The organism is Nocardia jinanensis (assembly GCF_014645735.1).
Lineage (GTDB): Bacteria > Actinomycetota > Actinomycetes > Mycobacteriales > Mycobacteriaceae > Nocardia > Nocardia jinanensis.
The window spans coordinates 341666-367441 of sequence record NZ_BMMH01000002.1 but is presented as its reverse complement, the minus strand read 5'-3'; the positions used below and the strand labels follow the sequence as shown (position 1 = coordinate 367441).

General features: G+C 67.6%; 27 protein-coding genes. 13 read left to right on the top strand and 14 right to left on the bottom strand.

The genetic code is table 11. From position 1 onward, the window contains the following. Window positions 1–78: 78 nt before the first annotated feature. Window positions 79–1008 carry a DMT family transporter gene (locus IEY68_RS06165; RefSeq protein WP_062997232.1) on the bottom strand — a complete coding sequence of 310 codons (930 nt, stop codon included), beginning with the start codon at window positions 1006–1008 and terminating at the stop codon, window positions 79–81. A gap of 268 nt (window positions 1009–1276) precedes the next feature. On the opposite strand from IEY68_RS06165, the gene IEY68_RS06160 reads away from it, so the two are divergent. The 4 genes from IEY68_RS06160 to IEY68_RS06145 are packed head-to-tail and all read left to right on the top strand — an operon-like array spanning window position 1277 to window position 3314. After that, window positions 1277–1669 carry a hypothetical protein gene (locus IEY68_RS06160; protein ID WP_062997000.1) on the top strand — a complete coding sequence of 131 codons (393 nt, stop codon included), beginning with the start codon at window positions 1277–1279 and terminating at the stop codon, window positions 1667–1669. After that, window positions 1659–2453 carry a hypothetical protein gene (locus tag IEY68_RS06155; RefSeq protein WP_062997002.1) on the top strand — a complete coding sequence of 265 codons (795 nt, stop codon included), beginning with the start codon at window positions 1659–1661 and terminating at the stop codon, window positions 2451–2453. The genes IEY68_RS06160 and IEY68_RS06155 overlap by 11 nt, the downstream gene beginning before the upstream one ends. Beyond that, entirely contained in the window at window positions 2450–2917 is a 468-nt protein-coding gene (locus tag IEY68_RS06150) for a roadblock/LC7 domain-containing protein (protein ID WP_229718641.1), read from the top strand. Before IEY68_RS06155 ends, IEY68_RS06150 begins: the two co-directional genes overlap by 4 nt. 25 nt (window positions 2918–2942) lie before the next feature. Next, window positions 2943–3314 (top strand): hypothetical protein, encoded by a 372-nt coding sequence (locus tag IEY68_RS06145; RefSeq protein ID WP_062997004.1) that lies wholly within the window; start codon window positions 2943–2945, stop codon window positions 3312–3314. Between the two features lie 26 nt (window positions 3315–3340). Here IEY68_RS06145 and fadD11 read toward each other — a convergent pair whose 3' ends face one another. The 7 genes from fadD11 to IEY68_RS06110 are packed head-to-tail and all read right to left on the bottom strand — an operon-like array spanning window position 3341 to window position 10876. Continuing rightward, entirely contained in the window at window positions 3341–5167 is a 1827-nt protein-coding gene (gene fadD11, locus IEY68_RS06140) for a fatty acid--CoA ligase FadD11 (protein WP_062997006.1), read from the bottom strand. Window positions 5168–5183: 16 nt separating this feature from the next. Next, complete coding sequence (locus IEY68_RS06135; RefSeq protein ID WP_062997008.1) at window positions 5184–6116, bottom strand: alpha/beta hydrolase; 933 nt, start codon at window positions 6114–6116, stop codon at window positions 5184–5186. Then, window positions 6113–6991 (bottom strand): short-chain dehydrogenase/reductase, encoded by an 879-nt coding sequence (locus IEY68_RS06130; protein WP_189094080.1) that lies wholly within the window; start codon window positions 6989–6991, stop codon window positions 6113–6115. Before IEY68_RS06130 ends, IEY68_RS06135 begins: the two co-directional genes overlap by 4 nt. After that, on the bottom strand, window positions 6988–8454 hold the full coding sequence (locus tag IEY68_RS06125; RefSeq protein WP_062997010.1) for a flavin-containing monooxygenase: 1467 nt from the start codon (window positions 8452–8454) through the stop codon (window positions 6988–6990). Before IEY68_RS06125 ends, IEY68_RS06130 begins: the two co-directional genes overlap by 4 nt. Beyond that, entirely contained in the window at window positions 8451–8957 is a 507-nt protein-coding gene (locus tag IEY68_RS06120; RefSeq protein WP_062997012.1) for an SRPBCC family protein, read from the bottom strand. The genes IEY68_RS06125 and IEY68_RS06120 overlap by 4 nt, the downstream gene beginning before the upstream one ends. A 21-nt stretch (window positions 8958–8978) precedes the next feature. Beyond that, on the bottom strand, window positions 8979–9998 hold the full coding sequence (locus IEY68_RS06115; RefSeq protein WP_062997014.1) for a PDR/VanB family oxidoreductase: 1020 nt from the start codon (window positions 9996–9998) through the stop codon (window positions 8979–8981). Beyond that, window positions 9995–10876 (bottom strand): metal-dependent hydrolase, encoded by an 882-nt coding sequence (locus IEY68_RS06110; protein ID WP_062997016.1) that lies wholly within the window; start codon window positions 10874–10876, stop codon window positions 9995–9997. The genes IEY68_RS06115 and IEY68_RS06110 overlap by 4 nt, the downstream gene beginning before the upstream one ends. Before the next feature lie 97 nt (window positions 10877–10973). On the opposite strand from IEY68_RS06110, the gene IEY68_RS06105 reads away from it, so the two are divergent. Further along, complete coding sequence (locus IEY68_RS06105) at window positions 10974–11585, top strand: TetR/AcrR family transcriptional regulator (protein WP_062997018.1); 612 nt, start codon at window positions 10974–10976, stop codon at window positions 11583–11585. A gap of 105 nt (window positions 11586–11690) precedes the next feature. Here the strand turns inward: IEY68_RS06105 and IEY68_RS06100 are convergent, their stop codons facing one another. Both IEY68_RS06100 and IEY68_RS06095 read right to left on the bottom strand, forming a co-directional pair. Further along, window positions 11691–12353 carry a response regulator gene (locus IEY68_RS06100; RefSeq protein ID WP_062997238.1) on the bottom strand — a complete coding sequence of 221 codons (663 nt, stop codon included), beginning with the start codon at window positions 12351–12353 and terminating at the stop codon, window positions 11691–11693. An 11-nt stretch (window positions 12354–12364) separates the two neighbouring features. Further along, window positions 12365–13534 carry a sensor histidine kinase gene (locus tag IEY68_RS06095; RefSeq protein ID WP_229718640.1) on the bottom strand — a complete coding sequence of 390 codons (1170 nt, stop codon included), beginning with the start codon at window positions 13532–13534 and terminating at the stop codon, window positions 12365–12367. Window positions 13535–13661: 127 nt separating this feature from the next. Between IEY68_RS06095 and IEY68_RS06090 the strand changes: the two genes are divergently transcribed. Further along, the gene (locus IEY68_RS06090; RefSeq protein ID WP_062997022.1) at window positions 13662–14612 is read left to right on the top strand and encodes an SDR family NAD(P)-dependent oxidoreductase; all 951 of its coding nucleotides are present in this window, start codon (window positions 13662–13664) and stop codon (window positions 14610–14612) included. Between the two features lie 117 nt (window positions 14613–14729). Here IEY68_RS06090 and IEY68_RS06085 read toward each other — a convergent pair whose 3' ends face one another. Then, window positions 14730–15497 (bottom strand): IclR family transcriptional regulator, encoded by a 768-nt coding sequence (locus IEY68_RS06085; protein WP_062997240.1) that lies wholly within the window; start codon window positions 15495–15497, stop codon window positions 14730–14732. Between the two features lie 284 nt (window positions 15498–15781). Between IEY68_RS06085 and IEY68_RS06080 the strand changes: the two genes are divergently transcribed. The 6 genes from IEY68_RS06080 to IEY68_RS06055 are packed head-to-tail and all read left to right on the top strand — an operon-like array spanning window position 15782 to window position 22524. Further along, window positions 15782–16843 carry an aldo/keto reductase gene (locus IEY68_RS06080; protein ID WP_189094079.1) on the top strand — a complete coding sequence of 354 codons (1062 nt, stop codon included), beginning with the start codon at window positions 15782–15784 and terminating at the stop codon, window positions 16841–16843. 35 nt (window positions 16844–16878) lie between these two features. After that, window positions 16879–18339, top strand: a complete 1461-nt coding sequence (locus IEY68_RS06075) for an NtaA/DmoA family FMN-dependent monooxygenase (protein ID WP_062997024.1) — start codon at window positions 16879–16881, stop codon at window positions 18337–18339. Between the two features lie 3 nt (window positions 18340–18342). Continuing rightward, entirely contained in the window at window positions 18343–19782 is a 1440-nt protein-coding gene (locus IEY68_RS06070; protein WP_229718639.1) for an NtaA/DmoA family FMN-dependent monooxygenase, read from the top strand. A 2-nt stretch (window positions 19783–19784) separates the two neighbouring features. After that, window positions 19785–20642 carry an ABC transporter permease gene (locus tag IEY68_RS06065; RefSeq protein ID WP_229718638.1) on the top strand — a complete coding sequence of 286 codons (858 nt, stop codon included), beginning with the start codon at window positions 19785–19787 and terminating at the stop codon, window positions 20640–20642. A 39-nt stretch (window positions 20643–20681) separates the two neighbouring features. Next, on the top strand, window positions 20682–21710 hold the full coding sequence (locus tag IEY68_RS06060) for an ABC transporter substrate-binding protein (protein ID WP_062997028.1): 1029 nt from the start codon (window positions 20682–20684) through the stop codon (window positions 21708–21710). 46 nt (window positions 21711–21756) lie between these two features. After that, window positions 21757–22524 carry an ABC transporter ATP-binding protein gene (locus IEY68_RS06055; protein ID WP_062997030.1) on the top strand — a complete coding sequence of 256 codons (768 nt, stop codon included), beginning with the start codon at window positions 21757–21759 and terminating at the stop codon, window positions 22522–22524. Between the two features lie 214 nt (window positions 22525–22738). Here the strand turns inward: IEY68_RS06055 and IEY68_RS06050 are convergent, their stop codons facing one another. Further along, the gene (locus IEY68_RS06050; protein WP_062997246.1) at window positions 22739–23476 is read right to left on the bottom strand and encodes an SDR family NAD(P)-dependent oxidoreductase; all 738 of its coding nucleotides are present in this window, start codon (window positions 23474–23476) and stop codon (window positions 22739–22741) included. A gap of 88 nt (window positions 23477–23564) precedes the next feature. On the opposite strand from IEY68_RS06050, the gene IEY68_RS06045 reads away from it, so the two are divergent. Then, window positions 23565–24185, top strand: a complete 621-nt coding sequence (locus IEY68_RS06045) for a TetR/AcrR family transcriptional regulator (protein ID WP_062997032.1) — start codon at window positions 23565–23567, stop codon at window positions 24183–24185. A 205-nt stretch (window positions 24186–24390) separates the two neighbouring features. Here the strand turns inward: IEY68_RS06045 and IEY68_RS37030 are convergent, their stop codons facing one another. Both IEY68_RS37030 and ligD read right to left on the bottom strand, forming a co-directional pair. Next, a complete protein-coding gene (locus tag IEY68_RS37030) occupies window positions 24391–24540 on the bottom strand; it encodes a carboxymuconolactone decarboxylase family protein (protein WP_229718637.1) in 150 nt (49 codons plus the stop codon). Between the two features lie 177 nt (window positions 24541–24717). Then, window positions 24718–25668: a non-homologous end-joining DNA ligase gene (ligD, locus tag IEY68_RS06030; RefSeq protein WP_062997034.1), complete on the bottom strand. Its 951-nt coding sequence runs from the start codon at window positions 25666–25668 to the stop codon at window positions 24718–24720. Between the last annotated feature and the right edge of the window lie 108 nt (window positions 25669–25776).

The following is a 25776-nucleotide window of genomic DNA, read 5'->3' as shown; positions in this document are numbered from 1 at the left end:
CCGTAGGTGATGGCGAGAAGTGCGCCGGGCTCGTGCCGGTTGCCGCGCCGAAAATGCCCGTCCGGCCTCACCGGGCCCTCACGCCGAATCCGCGCTGAGGTCGCGGCCGGGCGCCGGTGATGCACTCTTTCGGAAGCGCGGTCGCCACCGGGTGATCGCGACGCCCGTCAGACACAGCGCCCCGCCGGTCAGCGTCAGCGGGCCCGGTACCTCGCCGATGACGAGCCAGGACATCACGATCACGAGCGACGGCACCGCATAGGTGGTGGCGCCGACCTGTCCGGCGGTCATGCGGGCCAGTGCGTAAGCCCAGGTGGTGAAGGCGACGGCGGTCGGGAACACTCCGAGATAGACCAGGCTCAGTGTCGCCGGTAGCGGCGCCGCCATGGCCTCACCGATCAGCTGACCCGTGAACGGCAGACAGGCGATCGTGCCCACGACGCAGCCTCCGGTGGTCACCTGTAGCGCCGAACCTTGTGCCAGCGCGGGCTTCTGCGCCAGCACCGCCACCGCCCACGCAACCGCCGCCACCACGCACAGCAGAACGCCGAGGACGGTGGCGGCGCCCGCGGAGCCGGCCAGCCCCACCACGACCGCTCCGGCGAATGCCACCGCGATCCCGGCCATCAGTTGTTTCGGGAAGCCTTCGCCGAGAAAGAGTCCACCGAGCAGGGCGATCATGACCGGTCCGGTGTTGATCACCAGCGCCGCGGTGCCGGCGTCGATATGCTGTTCGGCCCAGTTCAGTGCCACCATGTAGATCCCGAACCACAGCACTCCGGAGACCAGGATGCCACGGAAGGCGGATCGTGGCGGGAGGCCGGTTCCGGTCACCAGCAGGATCGTCACCAGTACCACCGATGCCGAGAACAAGCGGCCCAGCGCCAGTGCCCCCGGCGAGAAATCGGCTCCGGCAGTGCGGATGAACACGAACGCCGACGCCCACAGCACGACGGTGACGACCGCGGCGAGCAACGCTCGTCCGCGTCCGGAAGGCAGGTCGGTCATGTACCGAACATAGTTACCCATCGGCGAACGAACCAGGTGGTTTCGAGTTGCGTGCGCAGGATTGAGAAAACACTCCGGTCACCGCCGGATCGAGGCATTGACTCCGAACTCTATTGCCATACCGTATATCTCGTGCTCAACCTGTATCCCGTTTTCGGCTGCGCGGACCCGGGTACTCAATTGGGTCATGCGTTCAGTCGGCGGCGAACGCCTCCTGTGTGTAGTGTTTCCACGAATCTGAAACACGCATGAACAGGGCAGGGGTGCAGTGAGCGGAATCGACGGATGTCTGGAGCGGATCATGGACATCCCCGGTGCGCGCAGCGTGACATTGGTGGACGGGGCGAGTGGTCTGGCGGTGGCCGCGGCGGGGCGGCACGATCTCGTCGATCAACACGAGGACGCGGCAACCACCACCGATGTGGTGCGCGCGGTCCTCGGTTGCCCGGCACTGGCCGCAGGTGACGCCGGTGACGACGTGAACGAGATCATCGTGTGCGGTACCGGGGGATATCACCTGCTCAACCTGGTGGACGGCGATTTCGGTGGACGTCTGTTCGTCCACGTCCTGTTCGACGAGGACTCCGGCAATCTCGCGATGGCCCGGTTCCGATTGCGCGATATCCTCGCGGATCTGGCCGAGGACGGTCATGCGCGTTGAGCTCGCGGACGAACTGCAGCGACTGGAAGACGAAGGACGGACCGGCGTCCTGCACGTAGGCGATGGGGAGTTCCATCTCGCCGGCGGCACGATCGCGTCGGCTGCCTGTTCACGCACCACCGGGCTGGATCGCTTGGTGGTCGAGGCCGGTGTGGCCAGTGCCGAGGACTGGCAGCGGGCGGGAACCGGCGATCCGGGCCCCATGCTGGAGCGGCCGCTCCTGGAAACCCTGGCGCTCCTCTCGGTTTTCGACGCGGCTTATTTCCTGCTGGCCACGCCGGTGGTCGCGGAGTTCCGGCCGGCGCCGGCGCACTGGCTGTCGGCCGTCTGCCATATCCGCCCGCGGGCGCTGGTCCGGGAGTGCGCGCGCCGCGGCGACCCGGGCTCGGGACCGTGGCCCGCGGAACTGGTCGACCGGGCCGCGGTGGTCCCGGTGCGTCGCGTCCGACGGCGCCGGGTGGTGCTCACCGGCGGCCAGGCCGAGATACTGGCCGCGGCGGACAATCGCCGCAGTGTCACCGGAATCGCCCGTGAACTGGGCCGTACGGCCTACGGCTGCCTGGAGGCGGTACGGGACCTGACCGTGGCCGGGCTGATCGAACCGCCGTTGGGCGCACCGGTGTCCGGGGTCGATCCGGCGGACGCCGTGCCGATCCGGGAGGCGGAGCCCCCTTTGCGGCGCCGGACCCGGCATGCCACACCGGTTCCCGAGGGGGACGAGTGGGAACCGGTGGATGCCGAACTGCTCACCCGCCTTCGAGCGGCCCTGGAGGACCTCGAGTGACGGCGCGCAAGAATCTGCTCGGTGAATTGATGGGAAGGCTTACCAAGGTGCCGATATCCGTACCCGAACCGAATGCCGTGGTGACGGCGGAACTTCGGGCGCTGCGGGAACGCGTGCCCCGGTTGACCGGGGCGCTGGTGGCGTCCAGCGACGGCCTGCTGGTCACCCACGACCTACCTACGCATATCGAACCGACCGGAATGGCCGCGCTGTCGGCGGCGCAACTGTCGCTGTCGGACCGGCTCGCCCAGACCGCGCACGGTGGCGGCTTCCAAGAGGTCGTGGTGGACGGCAGCGGAGGGCATGTGGTGATCTACGCGGCCGGCTGGGCATCGCTGACCGTGCTCGCGGCCCCCGAGGTGAACATCGGCCGACTGCACCTGGAGTCCCGCCCGGTGGCCCGCCGGATCGCCGAACATCTCGCTGCCGCGGCGACGCCCGGAAGCAACGGACGAACTCAGTAAACAGGAATTATCGAGAGGAACGACTGTGTCCGATATGGATTTGGCACTCAAGGACATGATGTCGATCGACGGCGCCCTCGGGGCGGCCGTCGTCGACTACAACAGCGGTATGGCACTGGGGATGCTCGGCAGTTCGAAGGCGTTGGACCTGAACGTGGCGGCCGCCGGTAACACCGAGGTGGTGCGAGCGAAGCTGCGGACCATCGAACAGCTGGGCCTGCAGGAGGATATCGAGGATATCCTCATCTCGCTGAGCAGTCAGTACCATCTCATCCGACCCATGACCGGGCGCAAATCGAGGGGCCTGTTCCTGTATCTGGCGCTCGATCGCGCCCGGGCGAACCTGGCGCTGGCCCGGCACCGGTTGCGGGGCATCGAGGAGGAACTCGAGGTCTGAGCCGGGCCGGCGCCGCGGGTTCGGTATCAGGTGGCGGGGACGGGGCGGACTTCGCCGGCGGGTTCGTGGACGTCGGCGGCCGGGGGCTCCCGGTAGAGGTCGGTGATCCGGGACGCGTACTTCTCGCCGACCACTTTGCGCTTGAGTTTCATGGTGAGGGTGACTTCGTCGCCGCCCGCTTCCCAGAAGACCGGCAGGACAAGGAAGCGTTTGATCTGTTCCACCCGGGACAACTGCGTATTGCCCGCTGCTACTCCGGCCCGGATCGCGGTGATCACCGACGGTTCGGCGGCCAGGGCGGCGGCCGAATCGTCGGCCAGTCCGTACTGTTTCGCGTAGGGGCCCGCCGTTTCGGCGTCGAGCACTATCAGCGCGGTGTTGTAGGGATGGCCGTCGCCGATCACCGACATGGCTCCGATCAGCGGGGTCGCGGCCTTGATGGTGTTCTCGATATGCGTCGGTGACATGTTCTTGCCGGAGGCATTGATGATGATCTCTTTCTTCCGGTCGACGACCCTGAGATAGCCGTCGCCGTCGACAGTTACGATATCGCCGGTGTGCAACCAGCCGTCGGTGTCGATGGCCTCCTCGGTCTTCTCCGGTTGACCGCGATAACTCTTCATCACCAGCGGGCCGCGTACGAGTAATTCACCGTCGGGTGCGTTCCGGTATTCCATACCCGGCAGCAACTTTCCGACAGTGCCCAGCCGGACCTCGTGCGGCGGGCTGACGCTGCAGATGCACGACAGCTCCGACATACCCCAGATCTCGGTGATCGGGACACCGATACCGGCGAAGAACCCCAGGGTCGCCGGCGGGATGGGGGCGGCACCCGACAACGCCCAGCGCATCCGGTCGAATCCCACTGCCGCGCGCAGGCCCCGGAGGACCAGTTCGTCGGCCCGCTGCCATTCCGCGGCGAGCTCGTCGGGGAGCGGGGTTCCGGCCAGCTCGTGTTCCCCCCGTGCGATTGCCACCGACAGGGCCCAGCGCAGTCCCGCGCGCCGCTCGTCATCGGTTTCCGCGGCGGCCTTGTATTCGATGCCGGCGCGCAACTTCTCCCAGACCCGCGGCACCGCGCCCCAGAGCGTCGGTCGCAGATCCGCCAGTGCCGGTGCGATCAGTGTGGGGTCGGATACGCAGGTCACCTGGATACCGAGCACTTCCTGGACGTACAGGGCGGTGAGCCGGTCGGCGATATGGGCGCTGGGCATGAACGAGGTGATGGTGTCGCCGAACTCGATGCCCAGCACCTCGGCGATCCCGTAGACCTGGAACAGCAGGTTGGCGTGCGTGGTCTCCACGCCCTTGGGGTTTCCGGTGGTTCCGGAGGTGTAGATCAGGGTCGCCACATCGTCGCCGCGCACCGCGCGCCAGGCGCCGTCGAAATCGAAATCGGTGCGGGCCGCGGCGACCACTTCGGCCACCGAGAGGGTTCCGTCCAGGGCGGCGTCGAGACAGACGATGTGGTCGAGTGCGATGCCGCAGGCCCGGACCCGTGGGACATATTGCGGTTCGCAGATCACCACCCGGGCCCCGGCATTGCCGAGAACATGATTCAGCTGGTCGGGAGGGAGGGTGTTGTAGACCGAGAACGAGGTCGCGCCGAGATGCTGGGCGGCTACCTCGAGCGGGTAGAACTCTATCCGGTTGCCCATCATCAACGCGACGGTGTCGCCGTGGCGCACACCCAGTTCGTGCAGGCCCGCGGCGAACGCACGGACCTGCGCGGAGTAGTCGGACCAGGTCAGGGTTTGCGCGTCACCTGGGGTGCGCAGTGCGATCGCAACAGGGTCGACGGTGGCGATGTGCTGGAACGCGGCGGGGAGTGTATCGAAGCGAGCGGGGCTCACGATGAGCCTTTCCGGATCAGACCGCGGCGGCGGCGGTGTCGAGGACCGAGGAGACGAATCGGGCCGCGGCCCGGTAGGCGAGGCGTGATTCGGGCACGAGGGCCGGCAGCACCTGGAAGGCGTGCATCTGGTCACGCCACACCCGCAGTTCACACGCGGCACCAGCGGCGGCCCAGCGTTCGGCGAGGGCGACTCCGTCGCCGCCGAAGAATTCGGTATCGCTGGTGTGGATCAGCGCCGGGGGCAGCGGCCTTCCCCGCACGGGCAGCAGTTCATAGGGGGCCGGGGTGAAATGCGCGACCGCGCGGCTCGACAGCCCCGCCGACAGCAGCCCCTCGGCCGCCGCGCCCTCGAATCCGGCGGCGAGCGCCAGCGTCAGATCCGTCATCGGCGAGAACAACACGATGCCCGCCGGTGCCGGGAAACCGTCGCGCGCGTTGGTGATGGCGAAATCGGCGGTGAGGAAGCCGCCGGCCGAATCGCCCGCGACCACAATGCGATCGGGATGGTGGCCCTGTGTCACCAGCCACCGGAAGGCGGCGGCGACATCTCGGGGCGCCGCGGGATACGGGTATTCGGGCGCGAGCCGGTAGTCGAGAGTGAACACCGGGAGCCGGCAGGCTGTGGACAGGCGTGAGGCCACACCGCGATAACCGGCGGCCGATCCCGCGACGAATCCGCCGCCGTGGACGTAGAGGATCACCGCATCGGTGCGGACGGATCGGGGACCGCGCACCCATTCACCGGTGATCGCCGGGCTGCGGACCTGGTCGACCGAGGTCCCGCGCAGTGTCGGCGCTGCCGCGCGCATCGCCCGGTCGATGAGAGCCCGCGCGGCGGGCAGCGTGTAGGCGTTCACCGGTGCGAACTCCGCCAGACGCCGCGCGGTGAGCGCGGACAGTTGCCGGACCGACCGGGCGCGCAGCGATCCGCGCGCCGGTAGGGTCATCGGCGCCGCTCGATCGCGCGAACCAGTTCGTGCACGGTCGAATCGGCGGCGAGCCGCCGGTCGAGCACGGTGTTGATCGCCCCGCGCAGCAACGAGTAGGGCTGCCAGCCGCTCGGCGCTATAGTTCGCGCGGCCCGGCGCCCGATCCCGTCGGCAATGGTCCGGGCGGCGTGTTCGGCGGTGATGCGCACGTTCAACGGCCACGGCAGCAGATCGTTGATCTTGCGGCCCAGATCGTCGGCGTCGAGCATATCGTGGGTCATCGAGGTCTCCACGACGCCGAAATAGGCGATGCCGGCGGTGGCGCCGGAGGCGCCCAGCTCCACCCGCAGCGCCCGGCCCAGCTGTTCCACCGCTGCCTTGCTCACCATGTACGGCGATCCGCCCATACCCGGCGCGAAGGCCGCGCAGGAGGAAACGAGGACCACGTGACCCCGGGACCGCACGATATGGTCCAGCGCCGGATGCACGGTATTGAACACCCCGGTCAGGTTGATACTCATGACCCGATCGAAATCGGCCGGATCCATGGTCCGGATGGTCGCGGGCACCGGCGTGACCCCGGCATTGGCGACTACCACATCGAGGTGGCCGAACTTCTCGACGACCTCGGTGATCACCTCTTCCATCCGAGCGCGGTCGGCGACGTCACCGCCGATACCGTGCGCGCCCGCGCCCAGCTCGTGTGCGGTGCGCCGGGCCGCCGCCTCGTCGATATCGACCACGACGACCTGGGCGCCGCGCCCGCGCAGGATGGTGACGAGCTCGAGCCCGATACCCTGTCCGGCACCGGTGACCAGTACCGTTTTGCCCTTCACGTCGTAGGCCGGGGAGTGCGAGAGCCAGCCCAGGGGGTCGGGGAGCGCGGCCTTCATCGGGTCACCTCATAGGATTCGGCATCGAATTGTTTGGTGCGCCGCCGGTATTCGAAACTCCAGTTCGGGTAGAGGCCCGCATTGCCGCCGTCGGGCGTGGTGTAGTAGCTCTGGCAGCCGCCCGTCAGCCAGACCGTATCGGCACTGCGCCGGGCCATCTCCTCGACGAACGCGTCCTGGGTCGCCTGCCGCACCTCCACTCGCGCGGCACCGCGCTCCCGCATGGTCAGCAGGGCGTCGACGATATAGCCGATCTGCGATTCGAGCATGTAGACGGCGGATTGATTGCCGGCGGCACCGAACGGGCCGAGGGTGCAGAAGAAGTTCGGGAAACCGGCCATCGCCGCGCCCAGATATGTCTGCGGCCGTTTGTGGTACACGTCGGCGATCGAGAGATCGTCGCGGCCGACGATCCGTTCGAAGGCGGACGGGATGGAGGTGAATCCGGTGCCGTAGATGATGGTGTCGACCGCTATCTCCACCCCGGCGCGGGTGCGGATCGAATGCGGGCGCACCTCGGCGATACCGTCGGTGACCACCTCGACATTGTCCTGATCCAGCGCGGGCAGATAGGCGTCGGAGAAGATCGCGCGTTTACAGCCGATGATGTAGTCGGGGGTGGCCTTGCGGCGCAACCGGGGATCGCGTATCTGGCGCCGCAGTTGCAGCCGGCCGAGCATCTCGTACGGGTGACGGAAGCGGTTGTCGACGAATCCGACGAGGCCGAAACCTTCGATCAGGGTGTACCAGGTACCGCGGATCGCTTTCTGTGCCAGCGGCAACCGCCGCAGCAGGGTGCGCTCGAGGCCGAGCGTCGCGCGGTCCATCCGCGGCACGATCCACGGCGCGGATCGCTGGAACACCGTCAGTGCGGCCACCCGCGGCTGGATCTCGGGGACGAACTGGACCGCGGAGGCACCGGTCCCGATGACCGCGACCCGTTCGCCGGTCAGATCGTGGTCGTGATCCCAGTGCAGCGAATGGAACGCTTTACCCTCGAAATCGTCGAGGCCGGGGAGGTCGGGGTATTTGGCCTCGGCGAAGATCCCGGCGGCCGAGATGAAGAAATCGGCGGTCATCGAACCGCGTGCGGTCTCGATCCGCCACACCCGGCGTTCCTCGTCCCAGCGGGCCTCGGTCAGTTCGGTGCCCAGCCGGATATGGCGCACCACATCGTGTTCGACGGCGACCCGGCGCAGGTACTCCAGGATCTCGCGCTGTTTGCCATAGGTGCGTGACCAATCAGGGTTCGGCGCGAACGAATAGCTGTAGAGCTGCGACGGGACATCGCAGGCACAGCCCGGGTAGGTATTGGCCTGCCAGGTGCCGCCGAGATCGTCGGCCCGTTCGAGCACGACCAGGTCGTCGAAACCGGCTTCGCGCAGTTTGATCGCCAGTCCGATTCCGCCGAAACCGGCGCCGAGGACGACGATGCGGTGATGTTCGGGGGTGGCCTCGCTCATCGCGTCCCCACCGTCTCGGTATGGACCCGGCGGCTCGTGCCGCCGGCGATGGTCTTGGTGACGAACCGGTTGACCGGGCTCGCCACCGCCAGCAGGGGGCGTAGCGCCGCGGTGCCCTCGAGCGCGAAGGTCCAGATGATCCGGGTACCCGTGGCCAGGGGGAGCAGGGTGATGTCCTCGGCGAACCGTTTCAGCCCGGGGACCGAGGCGGCGTCCACGGTGAAGGTTGTTCGCGAACCCTCGTCCCAGCGGTAGAAACGCTCCTCCAGTCGGACGAAGCCGCCGAGCGTCACCTCGCGGGTGGCGCCGATACCGAACGGCCGCGGCGAGGTCCAGGTCGATGCCGTGATCACCGGCGACCACGACACCAGCGCGTCGTCCGCGACCAAGGTGTCCCACACCTGCTGTGCGGGTGCCGGGATATCGACGATATGGGTGTAGCGGTGCGGGGCGGTGTCGAGGAAAGCATCGTCGGAGGGGGTGAGGGAATAGCGTGCGCTCATGGGGCTGAGGGCCTTTCGCAATCAGAGATCGAGTACCAGCGGGCCGCCGGCCGACCGGGAGACACAGGTGAGCATGTGGCCGGCGCGTTCGCTGTCGTTCAGCAGCCGGTCGCGGTGATCGACCGAACCCGCCGAGACGCCGATCTTGCAGGTACCGCAGAAGCCTTGGCGGCAGGAGTAGACGACACCGGGCCGGACTCGGCGGATGGCGTCGAGGGTTGTTTCGGTGGCACCGACGCGGACCTGGCGTCCGGACCGGGCGAGAGTGAGATCGAATTCGTGCCCGTCGCGGACCGGTGGCGCCGAGAAGCGTTCGGTGTGCAGCGATCCTGTCGGGTTCAGTCCGAACATGCACCGCTGGGCAGCTTCCAGAACCGGCGGCGGCCCGCAGACGTACACCGCCGCGCCGGGCTGGGCGGTGGCGAGTAGCCCCCGGATATCGGAGGGGCCGGTTTCGGCATCGGGACGAATCTCGGAGTCCCCGGGAAGTTCACGGAGGAAGGGCATGGTCTCGCGGGAACGGCCGAGATATACCAATCGCCCCCGGCTCCCGGCGGCGTGGACCATCGGCAGGATCGGGGTGATCCCGATTCCGGCGGCGAGGAAGAGGTATGACGGCGCGGAATCGACGAAGGTGAACGCGTTGCGCGGACCCCGGATCCGCAGGGCGGCACCGGGCCGCAGATCGTGGATCTCGGCGGATCCGCCGCCACCGTCCGGGATGCGGCGTACCGCGATGCGGTAGTGGTAGCGGTCGGCGGGGTCACCGCACAGTGAATATTGACGTTGCCGGCCCGAGGGCAGGAAGACATCGATATGGGATCCGGGCCGCCATGACGGCAACTGCTGTCCGTCCGGCCGGGCCAGGCGTAACGAGACGACATCCTGCGCGACGGCGGTGACTTCGCCGACGAGCACATCGAGGTCGAACCCGCTGCGGCGCACCGGGTTCGGCGTCGACAATGCCGGATTGGTGAAAACCTTCTGGTACGCATCCACCGCCAGGCCGAGCACGCGCAGCCCGGGGGGCGCGGTGCTCATGAGCGCGCCGCGGGGGAATGCGCCAGATAGCGCAGCGCGTTGTCCATCGACCCCAGCTGGGAGGGGTGGAAGCTCGGCCGCAGATAGCGCGGCATCTCGGTGAAGAAGGTGGTGAAGCTGGGGATGACCCCGCGAACGGTCGCGCTGACGAACTGCTGGCCCCAGAACCGTCCCTTCGCCGGGCTGGGATCCTTGCGGTACAGGTAGGCGGTGGAGACCACGAACAGTGGCAGCAGCAGTCCGCTGGCGAGCAGGCCGGTGCGTACCCGCCGCGCGTAGCCGCCGTCCATGTGCATATAGGCGTCGAAGACCACGCTGCGGTGTTCGACCTCCTCGGCCCCGTGCCAGCGCACCAGGTCGAGCATGGTCGGATGCATGCCGAGCTCCTCGAGTACCTCCGATTCGAGGAGCCACTCGCCGATCACGGCGGTGAAGTGTTCCATTCCCGCGAACAGCCCGAGGCGTTCCTTGAGCCACTCTTCCTCGGCGCGCCCGGCCAGTCCGTGCTCGCCCAGCACGCGGTCGACGAGCCAGCCGATCTTCTCGACGTAGGAGTCGACATCGAGGCCGATCGACTGCAGATGCTTACGGGCGCCCTCGTGGCTGCTGGCATGCATCGACTCCTGGCCGATGAACCCGGTCACCTCCTCGCGCAGGCGTTCGTCGTCGATCGCGGGCAGCGCCTCGGCGAGGCAGGCGGCCATCGCGCGTTCGCCCTCGGGCAGTACCAGGTGCATCACATTGGTCACATGAGTTGCGAGCACCTCTCCGGGGATGTAGTGCATGGGGACCGTCGAGAAATCGAAGTTCACGTCGCGCGCGTGGATCGCGTGGGCTTCTTCCCGGTAGGTGCTCGTGGTGGCACTGTCGTCAGACATACGTCGACCGTACAATGCAACATATTCCCTTGCAATGTTGTCGCAACAAATTCTTTGAGATTGTTGCAGAAATACTGATCGCTGCTAGCGTGGTGCTGTGTCCGCACCTCCATCTACCTCGCAAGACAGGTCCACCGCCGACGGTATCGAAGCCCGCATCCTCGACGCGGCCCGTACGCAGTTCGAGCTGTTCGGGGTGAAGAAGACGACCATCGGGGACGTTGCCCGGCAGGCGGACGTCGACCGCGGCACCATCTATCGGCGAATCGGTTCCCGCGACGATCTCGTCCGCGCGGTGAGCGCGCGGGAGGTGGGCGCACTGCTCGCCGAACTCGAGGGCATCCCCTCGCGGCACGAGAGCGTAGAGGCCATCGTCGCCGAAATCTTCGTCACGGTGATCACCCGATGGCGGACTCACGGGCTGATCAATCGGGTGCTGGCCCTCGAGCCCGGCCGGTTGCTGCCACAGGTCACCACTGAAGGCGGGGCCTTCTTCACCGCGGCCGTCGCCACAACCGCCACCCTTTTGAGCGAAGCCACACGGCAGCGGGGGTTGCCCGAGATTCCCGATCTCACGACCCGGGTCGAGATCGCCGGCCGGGTGGTCCATTCGCTGATCCTGCAGCCCGTGGGGACGCTGAACCTCGAATCCGAGGAGCGGCTCACCGAATTCGCCCGGGGCTATATCGTGCCACTGATCGTCGGCTGAAGCCGGTGGGCCCGGGGCCGGGCCTGCCCGGGTGCCCACGGCCTCTCCTCGCTTCCGCTCCCGGGGTCCCGGCCGGTTTCCTGATACGCGTGCCGGTTGCGCTCGTCAGCGCCGGTCCTCGGATCGGCCGCCGGCCGGGCCGAGGCCGTACACGGCGAGTTTGACCCGATTGCCGGCGCCTGTTTTGGACAAGAGATTGGCGATATGGGTTTTCACCGTCGTCACCCCGATGTGCAGGTGCCCGGCGATCTCGGTATTGGACAGTCCCTCGGCCACCAGTCGCAGGACTTCGGCTTCACGGCCGGTCAGTTCCACCTCCGGTGCCGGTGGGCGAGTCCGCCGGTCGGGCCGGGGAGCGCGGGCGGCGACAGCGGTATCGACCACTCGTCGCAGCACCTCCGGGGAGAACGGCCGGTCACCGGCCGCGGCGCGCCGGATACCGTCGAGCAGATCGGTGGGTGACGCGTCTTTGACCAGAAAACCGCACATACCCGCCGCGAGCGCCGGGTAGAGGTGATCGTCGTCGTCGAACGTGGTGAGGGCGAGGATCCGGGTGCCGGGCCGCGCCGCCAGAATCGCTGTAGTGGCACGGATCCCGTCCATACCCGGCATCCGCAGATCCATCAGGATCACATCCGGCTCGGTCCGCCCGGCCAGGCGTACCGCCTCCGCGCCACCCGGCGCCTCGGCCACAACCTCCAGGTCGGCCGCGGTTTCGCACAGCATCCGCAGCCCCGCCCGGACGAGGTGCTGATCGTCCACCAGCATCACCCTGATGGTCACGAGGTGCCGCCCGCCTTGTTCGGCAGGCGCGCGGTGAGCAGCCAGCCCGGCCCCGCCGGTGCCGCGCCGAGCGTGCCGCCGAGCAGTCCGACGCGTTCGCGCAATCCGATCAGGCCGACCCCTGTACCGGGTGTGACCGGTTGAGCGGCGCCGGCCGGTGGGCCGCTGTCGGACAGCCGGAATTCGACCGGACCCGGCCCCACGGCGATCGAGAGCCGGGCAGTGGTGTCCGGGCCTGCGTGTTTCACCACATTGGCCGTACCTTCCTGCGTCAGACGCAACAGAGTGAGCCCGGTCAGCGCGTCCACCGTGCCGACGGCCGGGTCCAGTTCCAGATCGATACGCGAAACCACGAGCCGTGTCCGCTCCACCACCGCGGTGATCGCAAGCGGGAGTCCGGCCGGGTCGACGAAGGATTCCGCACCGGCATCGGGGTCCCGCAGCACCGTCACGAGGGTGCGCAGATCGTGCAGGGTCGCCGTGCCGCTGCGGTGGATGTCATCGAGCACCTCGAGCACGGCCGGTGGTGCGGAAACCAGTGCGTGCCGTGCCACGCTCACGCGCAAGACCGTCGAGGAGATGTGGTGGGCGATCAGATCGTGCAGTTCCCGCGCGATCGCGGCCCGCTCGGTCGCGCGCGCCGCGATCACCTCCGTTTCGCGCCGGCGTCCCAGTTCGGCCGCGTCGCGGCGGGCCCGGGCGGCACCTTCCCGTGTCGTACGCAGCACCGCACCCAGCAGTACCGGTAGCAAGGCCATGACCAGCGCCCGGTACACGGTCGCCCCCGGACCGCCCGCGGTGTGGAAGAGATAAGCGGTGGCCAGTGCCAACCCGCCGAGTACCGAGGGCAGGCCCCCGCGCCGGGTGGCGAGTTCGGTCAATGCCAGGGCCGCCGCGACTTTCGGGACCACCGGGCCGGTGACGCCGACCGTGAATCCGAGCATCAGGACGCCGGTCGCGGCCAGTGAAGTCACCAGCGGGAAGCGCGCCGAGCCCGCGGTGACCAGGACGGCCGTCACCGCGATCGCCCAATCGGTTGTGGTCGGCGCGTCGGTCAGCAAGAGCAGGCATCCCGCCGCCGCCAGTAGGAGAACCAGCAACCGGACGGGCAGTCGCCGCGGATCGAGCAGCCAGTCGATTCCGCGTGTCACACCGTTCTCCGTCACGCCGATATGATGCCCTGCGCTCAGGGTGCGCGGCTCCTCCGTGCGTAGGAGCGATCTCGTCCGTTCGGCCGGTACGAGCGGCCCGCGGACCGATCCGGCGAGCGCGCGGCCCCGGCACGGTTATCTCATGACCGACGAGAAGACAGCAGCCGAAACCGACCGTCCGGCGCCGAGCCGGCGCGCACTGCTCGGCGCGATGACCGCATCCGGGCTGGCGGTAGGCGCCGCCGGACTCGCCTCGGGAATCGCGCTCGGTGCCGGATCGGCACCACCGGCCGTGCACCTGAACACGGCACGCCGGTTCACCGATCGGGTGGTGGTGATCACGGGTGCGACCTCGGGAATCGGTGCCGCCGCCGCGTGGCAGTTCGCGGCGGAAGGCGCCCGGGTGGCGTTCTGCGGGCGCCGCGAAGACCGCGGCCGCGCCGTCGAGAACGAGATCCGCCGCGCGGGCGGCGAAGCGACCTACTACCGTGCCGACGTTCTCGTCGAGGACGAGGTGCGCGGTTTCGTCGACGCGGCGGTGGGCCGGTACGGCGGATTGGATATCGCCTTCGACAACGCCGGAATCACTGTGCAGAAGAAGCTGCACGAGTACAGTGCCGCGGAATTCGATCGCGTCGTGAACACGAATCTGCGTGGTGTCTTCCTGGCGATGAAATACCAGGTACCGCATATGATCCGCGCGGGGGGCGGGACGATCGTGGTGACGTCGTCGAGCAATGCCGTCGCCACCGACGCCGGCAAGGGCGCCTATACCGCGAGCAAACACGCCCTGATCGGGCTCGTGCAGTCGGCGGCGCTGGACTATGCCGCCGACGGTATCCGCGTCAACGCGATGCTGCCCGGTACCACCGATACCGAACTGGTACGGCGCGCCGCCGGGATGGAATCGCTACCCGATTCGGCGTGGCAGGTGTTCATGAAGCAGTGGGCGAAATCCAATGTCCCGGGCCTGAGCCGGCTGGCGAGCGCCGAGGAGATCGCGGCGTTCGCCCTGACCCTCGCTTCCCCCGAGCACACCTTTCTCACAGGAGCGCGGTTGTCGGTCGACGGCGGCAGGACGGCCCACGCGTGACGACACCGCACCGGTGACCGCATAGCCGGCCGGGAGCCGACACGATCGCGTCGACCTGGTTCCGCACCGGCTCGGTGACCGCGCCCCTCGGCCCGCGGCGAACCTCGTGGTCCGGGGTCAGTGCGTCCGGGCTGCGTCTCGGAAGAGGGTGGTGGCGATGGTGGTGGCGGTGACCCGTGCCAGGTCGGCGAGGAAGGGGATCCGTTCGGGGATCATCAGCTGCGTGGTGCCCCGGATACCGAGGGCGAACCGAGCGTTACCGGCCGGGTCGAATACCGGAACCCCGATGATGCGGTAGCCCCATTCGGTCTGCTCGTCGTTGATCGTGTACCCGGCGGTCCGGGCTGCTTCGAGTTCGGCGGTGAGCGAATCGGCGTCCGACGGTGTGCGGTCGGTGCCCTGATGATAGGGGAGCGCCTCGAGTTCCTCCCGCGTCACTGATGACCAGGCCAGTAGCGCCTTGCCGATCGCACTGGCGTGCAGTGGAAACCGCACTTCCGAAAGGTCGTGCCCGTGGGCTTCGCGCCACCGGGTGAACACGAGGTTGATGGCATCGCTGCCGTGTCTGGTCGCCAGTGAGACCGCGGTGCCGGTTTCCGCGGCGAGCTGCTCGATATGGGGTTCGGCGAGGTAGACCAGATGGCGCCGATAGGAGAGCTGACCGTACTCGGCCAGCGCCACGCCGAGCCGATACCGGCCCGTCTGTTCGTCCTGTTCGACGAACTCCGATTCGAGCAGCGCCTGCAGCAGCCGGTGGGTGGTGCTCATGGGCAGGTTCTGGGCACGGGCGATCTCGGTGACACCCAGTTCGGCATCACCCTGGAAACACCGCAGTACCGCGAGTGCGCGCGAGACCGTTTGCAGCCCGGACCGATTGACCGCCACGTGGTGTCCTTTCCGGTCGGCCACCCTGGAATGAGGAAGGCCATTATTCCGATTATCGGAATACTAGCCGTTGCCGCGGGCTGCCGGACATCAGCGGATTCGAGTATGCACCGCCTCTACCTGTGCAAGCACGAATCTTCGCCTCCGTCAACTATTCCGCTTTGTGGAACGAGATGTGTTGCTCGAAGTTGCCTGCGCTCTCTAGCGTGACGGTGTTCGAAAATCAGTTCCGGATAAGCACTCGGGCCGCCGGGCCGTGCTCCCGGATCGTGGGAAAGAAGACCATGACCGCAGCCGTCACCAGTACCTCTCTGCCCGGCGCGCCGGTGCGTAGCGCGCTTCCGGAGGGATTCCGCAGCGTCGGCCGCTCGGGACTGGTGGTGTCGGAGGTCGGGATCGGGGCCAGTACCTTCGGGCGGACCGGGATGATCGCCGACACCCAGGAATCGGTCGATCGGATCGTCGGGCGGGCGCTCGATCTGGGCATCACCTATTTCGATATCGCCGATGTCTACGGCGATCGACCGGGACAGAGCGAGACCATGCTGGGTGAAGCGCTGGGCAACCGGCGCGACCAGGTGGTCATCGGGACGAAATTCGGTATCGGCCTGGCCGGACTGAACGGCCCTGATTGGGGGGTGCGCGGCTCGCGCCGTTACATCCGGCTCGCGGTCGAGGCCTCGCTGCGCCGCCTGCGTACCGACTGGATCGACCTGTACCAGATCCACACCCCCGACCCGGTCACTCCGATCGAGGAAACCCTCTCGGTACTCGACGATCTGGTGCGCGAGGGAAAGATCCGCTACCTCGGCAACTCGAACTTCGCCGGCTGGCAGATCGCCGACGCCGAATACGTGGCCCGGATCCACGGCCACACCCGATTCATTTCGGCGACCAACGAGTACAACCTGCTCTGGCGCGAGCCGGCCCGGGAGCTGATTCCGGCGCTGGACGCCTACGGACTGGGTTTCTTCCCGTACTTCCCGCTGCAGAACGGACTGCTCACCGGGAAATACCGGCGCGATTCCGTTCCGGCCGGCCGCAAGATCACCAACCTCAAGAAACACCTGCTCGACGCCGCGCCGTGGGAAGCGCTCGAACGCTATACCGAGTTCGCCCGGGTACGCGGTATCACCCCGACCGCGCTGGCCTTCGGATGGCTGCTCGCCCATGAATCAGTGTCCAGCGTGATCGCCGGAGTGACCGAACCCGACCAGCTCGACAACAACCTGGCGGCCTCCCGCTGGCGGCCCACCCCGGCCGAATTCGCCGAACTCACCACCCTGTTCGCCGGTGATCTGAGCGGGGCACCGGGGCAGGTCACCGGTCCTGCCTCGCGCGGCTGAGCATCATCCATCCTTCGATCCACGCAGAGGCGGATATGTCCGACGATTCCGGAGCCGACCGGCAACTGCACCTCGGCTATATGTACTGGTCGAACGGTACCCATCCGGCGGGCTGGCGGTTACCCGAGGCCGTCCACGACCGGGGCTTCGACGCGGGCTACCTCACCGAGCTGGCACAGCTCGCCGAATCCGCGAAGTTCGATTTCTTCTTCTTCGGCGACCGGCTCGCCACGGGGCCGGAATACCAGTTCACCAATACTTCGGTATTGGCGCGCATCGAACCGTTCACGGCGGCGAGTTTTATCGCCACGGCGACCAGCCGGATCGGGATCGTGGTAACCGCGAATCCCACGTATTACGAACCGTTCAACCTGGCCCGGCTGACGGCCTCGCTCGATCACATTTCGGCCGGGCGGGCTTCGTGGAACATCGTCACCGGCGCCGACCATCGGGCCGCGGCCAACTACACCCGGACCGAACACGGTGACGCGTCGGCGCGGTACGACCGGGCCGACGAATTCGTCGACGTGGTCCGCGATCTGTGGGACAGCTGGGAGGACGGCGCCTTCGTGCGCAATGCCGAGACCGGCGAATTCGTCGTCGCCGACCGTATTCATCCGGTGAACCATCGCGGGCGGGCGTTCCACATCCGTGGCCCGCTGAACATGGCCCGGCCCCCGCAGGGGCAGCCGGTCGTCCTGCACGCGGGAACCTCGGAGCGTTCCCGTGATCTCGGGGCGCGCGAGGCGGACGTCATCTTCGCCGCCGCCGCGACCATCGAGCAGGGCAAGGCCTATGCCGAGGAGATCCGGCGGCGCGCGGCCGGATTCGGCCGGGCGCGATCGGCGATCGCGATTCTGCCCGGCCTGACCCCCATCGTGGCCGATACGCGGCAGGCCGCCCGCGCACTGTACGACAGGCTCAACGAGCTGCTCGTGCTCGACGACGATATCCGCTACGGCGGGCGTGAGCCCGAACAGTGGGGTGCGGGCAGCGCCGCGCCGCGCGAGGCGCAGGGGCCGGGGCTGCGCAATCTGGGAGCGCTGTCGCAGCGGGTGGGTGTGGACCTGACCGCGCGGGACCTCGCGGAACCGCTGGACGAGGCGACGGCCGCGCGGTTCGCGCCGGCGGGCCGGGCCCTGTTGAACACCACCGCGGCCCGGACCGGGCGCGCAGTGGGCGGCGCCGATCCGCTGACGGTCCGCGATCTGCTCAACACCCATATCGTGGGTGGTCACGTGGTGGTCGGCGGTCCCGAGGATATCGCCGACTACATCCAGGCCTGGTTCGAATCCGATGCCTCCGACGGGTTCAATATCCAATCGGCGTTCCTCACCGAACAATTCGAGACCTTCGTCCGTCTCGTGGTGCCCGAACTACAGCGGCGTGGGCTGTTCCGCTCCGAGTACACCGGCCGTACCCTGCGCGATCATCTCGAGCTGAGCCGGCCGGACAACCGCTGGGCCCGCGACAACACCCGCACGGGAAGGCAGTGACCCTTGTCCGGAAAACGTAGAGAACTGCATCTGGGACTCATGTTCTGGGCCACCGGTACCCATACCGCCGGGTGGCGATACCCGGGAGCCAGGTCCGACGGCGCGTTCGATATCGAATTCATCCAGCAGGTGACACAACTGGTGGAGGCGGCGAAGTTCGATTTCCTCTTCCTCGGCGACCGCTTGGCCACCGACCCCTCGCTGGCCAAGACCAATCCGGCCCAGATGTCGCGGATGGAACCGTTCACCGTCGCCGCGGCCATCGCGGCCGCGACCTCGTATATCGGTATCGCGGTCACCGCGAACCCGACTTACTACGACCCCTACACCGTCGCCCGGCTCACCGCCTCGCTGGACCACCTCAGCCGCGGGCGGGCGGCGTGGAACCTGGTCACCGGGGCCGACGGCGCCGCGGCTTACAACTTCAGCCGGGACGACCACTGGGATACCGAGAAACGCTACGACTGGGCGGACGAGTTCGTCGCGGTAGTGCGCGATCTGTGGGACAGCTGGGAAGACGATGCGTTCCTCCGGGACAAGGCCGGTGGGCGCTATATCGACGAGTCGAAACTGCACACCATCGACCATGTGGGAGAGCATTTCTCGGTCAAGGGGCCATTGAATGTCGCGCGACCGCCGCAGGGGCAGGTCATCCTGTTGCACGCGGGTACCTCGGATCGTTCACGCGAACTGGGCGCCCGCGAGGCCGATGTGATCTTCGCCGGGCAACCGGATCTGGCATCGGCCAAGGAGTACTACGCCGATGTGAAAGCACGGGCGGCACGGTACGGCCGCACCGCCGACGAGATCCAGATCCTGCCCGGTCTGAGCGTGGTCGTGGCGCCCACCACCGCGGAGGCGGTGCAGATCTACGACCGGCTGAATTCGCTCGTGCCCCTGGATCCCGCGAACGAAACGGTCGATTCGGTGCGATTCGGGGGTCTAGGGCAGGGGCTCAAACGCAATCTCGCCTCGGTCGCGCAGGTGCTCGAGGTGGACGTGACCGGTTACGGCGTGGACGATGCGGTGCCCCGGAAAGTGTTCGACGCCGCCGCTCCGGCGGGCCGCAAGGTCTTCACGGGTATCACCGAGACCACGCGGCGGACGGTCGAGGGTGCCGAGCCGATCACCTATTTCGATCTGATCAACGGCATCACGGTCGGCACCCGCACCGTGGTCGGCAATCCGATCGAGGTGGCCGACCATATCCAGCGCTGGTTCGAAGAGGGCGCCGCCGACGGTTTCAACATCTTCCCCGATTTCGTACCGGGTTCGGTGCAGGCGTTCACCGATCTGGTGGTGCCCGAACTACAGCGGCGCGGGCTGTTCCGCACCGAGTACGCGGGCACGACGTTCCGGGATCACCTGAGCCTCGAGCGTCCGGGCAACCGTCATCTCGACCAGCGCCCGCTCATAGGCGGAACCGAACTGAAAGGACAGTGACGGTGGCTCTCGACCAAGCCGAGGCAGTAGTCGTTCGCCCCACGGCACCGCGGCCCCGCAAGGAGCCCCGGGGGTGGCGATCGCGCGCGGCGTTGTCCCCGAAGAATCTCGCAATTACCGCCGGTCAGCTCGCTGTCGTGGTTATCGTGCTGTCGATCCTGCAGTGGCTGGTGGATTCCGGGCGGGTGGAGTCGATCTATCTGGCCTCGCCGACCCAGGTGCTCGGCGTGTTCCCGCGGCTGATCACCGAGGAACACCTCTTCGGCAATCTCCTGATCACGCTGTACGAAGCCGTCGTCGGCACGGCCCTGGCATTCGTGTTCGGTGTGGCGACCGGAATCTATATGGGGCTCTCGCGCACCGCCGAGCGGTTCCTCAACCCGTTCGTGGGCGGGGCCATGGCCGTACCGAAGGTCACCATCATCCCGCTGCTCACGCTGTACCTCGGTGTGGGCGTCAACCACAAGATCGTGATCGTCTTTCTCTTCGGCTACTTCCTGTTCGTCTTCAACACCATCGCCGGGATCAAACAGGTCCAGGAGAGCCATCTCAAGGTCGCTCGCGCGAACGGGGCATCCCGGTGGCAGACGATCGTCAAGGTGATCCTGCCGTCCGCCTCGCCGAGCATCGTCGCCGCATTGCGGATCGAGGCGGGAACCGCCTTGGTGGCGGCCCTGTTCGCGGAGATCATCGCGTCCAAGGCGGGACTGGGCAATATGCTCAACCGCGCCATCGGCGTCTACGACACCGCGACCCTGTTCGCGCTTGTCCTGTCCATCACGGTGTTCTCGGTTCTCATCATCGCGGCGGTGAACCTGCTGGAGAAGAAAGTTTTCCTCCGCTGGAAGTACGCCGGATAGCCGGTATCGCCGATCATTCCCATTTTCGAAGGAACGAGTGTGTTCAAGAAGAGATCTCTGGCCGTTTTCGCCGGTGCGCTGGCGCTGGCCCTGGCGGCCACCGGCTGCTCCGGCACCGTCGAATCCCTCGCGGGTGACAGCGGTTCGTCGAGCGACGGCCGCAGCGTTCTCACTCTGCAGGACAGTACGTCCTACACGCAGTTGCCGATTCGCTTCGGTGTCGAGAAGGGCTTCTTCGACGAGGAGGACCTCGACGTGAAGTTCACCCAGGTCCAGGATGCGGTGACCGGTGTCGCGACCGGGGAGCTGACGCTCGCCTTCGGTCCGACCAGCAACTATCTGCGCGGGGCCGAGAAAGGTGCGCCGATCAAGATCGTCAGTTCCGCGTTCCGGAGCAAGGGACCGTTCTTCCTCATCGCGCGTCCGGGTATCAAATCCTTCGCCGACCTGCGCGGAAAGACGATCGGTATCGCCACGGCCGGTAGCAGTATGGAGACCTACACGCGCAAGATCCTCAGCGCCAACGGTGTCGATCCCGACGATGTCAGCTTCATCGCCAACGGCGTGAACGAGCAGGCGTACGGCACCCTCACCAGCGGTCAGGTGGACGCTACGATCATCCACCAGCCCTTCCCCGCGCTGGGCGAACTACAGGGCAAATCGGTGACCCTGGCCCGCGGCTGGGATTACCTGCCGACCTACCACACCGGCGTCCTCATCGCCGGAAACAATGTGATCGACAACGATCCGGACCTGCTGCGCCGGAGCCTGCGCGCGTACTTCAAGGCCTACACCTACGCCAAAGAGCACTACGACGAGTACCTGCCGTGGCTGAAATCGAAACTCGGCACCATCGATCCGAAGGCGGTCGAACTCGCACTACGGCAGGAAGACGATATCTGGGACAACAACCCGGCCGTCGATCCGGTCGCGATCCGCGACACCCAGGACATCGAAATCGAAATGGGTTTGCAGGACGGGCCCTACGACGCCGGCAAATACATCGATACGCAGTTCATCCCGCAGGAGTACGTGAAGGATTTCACCTACCCGCGGCCCGCGCGCTGACCCTGCGGGCAGCGCGACAGCACGACACGATCAGCGAGGTAGGTCCGTGGCAACCTTCGAAGTACGCGGTCTGGGCAAGGAATTCCCCACCGATCCGCCGGTGCGGGCGCTCGACGGAATCGACCTGTCCATCGGCGAGGGCGATTTCGTCGTCCTGCTCGGTCCCAGTGGATGCGGGAAGAGCACTCTGCTCGACATCCTGTCGGGGCTGCAGGACAAGACCGAGGGCGAGGTGTTGTTCGAGGGCGTACCGGTCGCCGGGACGAACAGCCGGATCGGCGTCGTGTTCCAGGACGCCTCGCTGTATCCATGGCGGACCGTGGCGCGCAATGTCGAGATCGGCCTGGAGTTCCGCGGTGTGCCCCGGGCCGAACGGCGAGCGGCCGCGGCGGAATACCTGACCCAGGTCGGGCTGGCCGGTTTCGAACGCAAGTACCCGCATCAGCTCTCCGGCGGGATGCGGCAGCGGGCCGGAATCGCGCGGACCCTGGCCACCGAACCCGCGGTTCTGCTCATGGACGAACCGTTCGGTGCGGTCGACCATCTCACCCGGATCCAGCTGCAGCGAGATCTACTGGCGCTGTGGGAGAGCCGGCGCCGGACGGTCGTCTTCGTCACTCACGATGTGGGGGAGGCGGTGTACCTGGCCGACCGGGTGATCCTGCTGTCACCGCGTCCCGGCCGGGTGCACCGGGAATTCCCGATCGATGTCCCCCGGCCGCGTCGCAAAGGGGATATCGAACTGCTCGCCCTGGAGAGCGAGATCTATCAGGCGCTGGGCCGGATAGAGGAACAGGCGGACGCGGAGTTGTGAAGGCAGGCCCCGCGGCCGGGCCACATCGGCGCCGAGACGGCGGGCCGCGGATTACCCGAGTGCGAGCAGGCCGGCGTACCGAAGTCTGTATCGGCGGCGGGGTCCACCGGTCGCACCGCCCCGCGGCCGTGGGCAGCGTCGCCGACCGGCCGAGCGGATTCGGCGGGTCGCGGCCCGGGCTCGGAATATCTCCGGGCCCCGCCGCCGCCGCGTCCTACGCGTTCGCGCCGCCGTCGACCGTGAGCGTGCTACCGGTCACGAAATTTCCACCCTCGCCGGCGAGATAGGCGACAGCGGCGGCGATCTCGGTCGCCGCCGCGTACCGGCCCAGGGCCGTGGCCGCACGCTGGGCATCGGCGGGGGCGCTGTCGGCGGGGTTCATCTCGGTATCGGTCGAACCCGGTTGCACGACATTCACCGTGACACCGCGCGGGCCCAGATCGCGGGCCAGTCCCTTGGTGAGACCGATCAGCGCCGCCTTGCTCATCGAGTAGAGGCTCAGCCCCGGCCGGGTCGCCCGTTCGGCGAGATTGCTCCCGATGCTGATGATCCGTCCGCCGTCGCCCAGATGTGGGCTCGCGGCGCGGGCGGCGGCGAACGCGGCTCGGACGTGCAGATTCATGGTCTCGTCGAACTGCTCCATGGTCAGTTCGTCGATCGTGCCGTAGGGAAAGATGCCCGCGTTGTTCACCAGGATGTCCAACCGGCCGAATTCGGCCACCGTCCGGTCCACAGCGGCGGGGACGGCCCCCGGATCCGCGGCCGGTGCGTGCACGGCCAGTGCGCGCCGGCCGGTTTCGCGGATTCGTGACACCACCTCCGCGGCGCGTTCGGCCGAGGCGTTGTAGGTCAGTGCGATATCCGCGCCGTCGGCGGCCAGCCGCCGCGCTATCGCGGCGCCGATGCCGCGGCTCCCGCCCGTAATCAGCGCAACTTTTCCTTCGATACCCATTTCATCTCCCACTATTTGTGCAGTGATCACTGCACAAATAGTTACCGTGGATAGCATGTGGATGTCAACGGCGCAGAGTGGAGGTGTGATGCCGGGACCGGGTCGCCCGCGGGGCTTCGATCGGGACTCCGCGCTGCGGGCCGCCATGCATCTGTTCTGGGAGCACGGGTACGAGGGCGTATCGGTCAGCGAGCTCACCACCGCGATGGGTATCGGTGCCCGCAGCCTCTACACCGCCTTCGGTTCCAAGGAGCAACTCTTCCGCGAAGCCGTCGCCCTCTACGGAAGCGTGACACCGCGCCCCATGGACCGGGAGCGCACCGCGCGGGAAGCGGTCGAAGCGATGCTGCGGGAACGGGTGGACGCCAACCTCGACCCGGCGACGCCGCTCGGCTGCATGGTCGTCCTCGCGGCGACCAATGTGACCCCGGACAATACGCACGTCCGGGACCTACTGGCGGAGATGCGCGCCACAGATCGGGCGGAACTGCGCGCGCGGCTCGAGCGCGGTATCGCCGACGGCGATATGCCAGCCGGTGCCGATATCGAGTCCGTCGCCTCGTTCTATCTGACCGTCCTGCACGGTCTGGCGATCCGCACCCGCGACGGGTGCTCGCGCGCGGACGCGCAGCGGGTGGTCGACAACGCGATGAATGCCTGGGACGGCATCGCCGCCGCCGGCCCGGCGCGATCAATCGTGGAGCGGTGAACACCGGTGACCGGCAGCAGCGCGAGACCGCCCGCGATCGGCGCCGGGCCGCCGGCGGAGGTGGCCCCGCCCCGGGCGGCGGCGCACGGCCACCGGGCGGGACGAGGCGCGGTAACCGATCAGGTCGCCATCGCGGCGAACATCCCGGCCTCGTAGGACCCGCCCTTCTGATGCAGGATCACCCCGAGGCGATTGGCCGCGTTGATCATGGCGACCACATACGCCGTGCGGCGATCTGATCGTCGTCGTAGTGCTCGCGGATCCGGGCCCAGGTCTCGTCCGATACGCCCGGCTGGGCATCGGCGATTTGCGTGCCCTCCTCCGCGAGGGTCAGCGCGGCCCAGGTCGACACCATCGTGGCGGTGCGTATCGACGACGGGCTGATCACCGGGTTGTACGCGGTGCGTAACCCGGTCGAGCTCGCGCGGATCGAGCAGGAGACGGCACTGCGTCGCTGAGTCCGTCCGGTTAGTCGTGGATCCGGCGTGCGGTCGAGCGGCAGGTCGGGCTGCCGCTGCCGGTGGGCGCTGTATCAGGAGCGCGGGTCCCGGGTGACCTCGCCCGGAGATCTGTCGAAGCGCAGACCCCGCCACGAGGGATGACGGAGCCTGCCGTCGCCGGTCCATTCGGTGTAGGAGACTTCGCCGACGAGTTCGGGTTCGACCCAGGTGGCGTCCGGGATCCGGGCTTCGACGGCCGGCTCCGGGCGCCGCAATGGTTGCAATCGTGCCCAGAGGTCGTCGAGGGATCTGCGGGTGAATCCGGTACCGACGTTGCCGATATAGACCAGCTCTCCGGTTTCGTCGTGGACGGCCATCAGCAGCGAGCCGATACTTCCGGCGCGGCGTCCTGCTCCCGGCCGCCAGCCGACGATCACCACTTCCCGGTCGCGTACGTTCTTGACCTTGGTCCACAGCGAACTGCGCCGACCGGGCAGATACGGGCTGTCGATGCGTTTGCAGATGATGCCCTCCAGCCCCAGCTTCTCCGACGCCGCGAGCACATTCGTGCCGGATCCACGCAAGCGCGGCGGCACCTGCCAGTGAGGCCCCCGGAGATCCAGTTGTTCGAGGAGCTCACGCCGCTGCCGGTACGGCAGACCGAGCAGCGGACGATCGCCGACATGGAGGAGATCGAAGATCATGTACACGGCGGGAACCGACTTCGCGAGTTCACGAATCGTGCTCGGGTGGCGCTGATGCATCCGCGGTTGCAGGGCTTCGAACGAGGTCCGCCCGCCGGTATCGAAGGTGACGATCTCGCCGTCGACCACGTAGGGCGGTTCGGCCGGGGCGAGATCGGCGAGTTCGGGCCATGCCGCGGTGATGTCCTTGCCGTTGCGCGACAGCAAGCGCAGCCGTTGCCCGGCATAGCCCACCGCCCGGATCCCGTCGAACTTGACTTCGTAGTCCCATCGGGAATCGTCGTCGGGAAGGGCGCCGGCCATCGCCAGCATGGGTGCGTAACGGGGTAGCCCCGTCATATCCGTCCCGCCATTTCGGGTCCTCTCACGAGGTCGGCTCACACTGGCCGACGGCCGTTGAATCATACCGACCGGTTCGTCGTTCCCGCGCGATCGGCCTACGGGGAG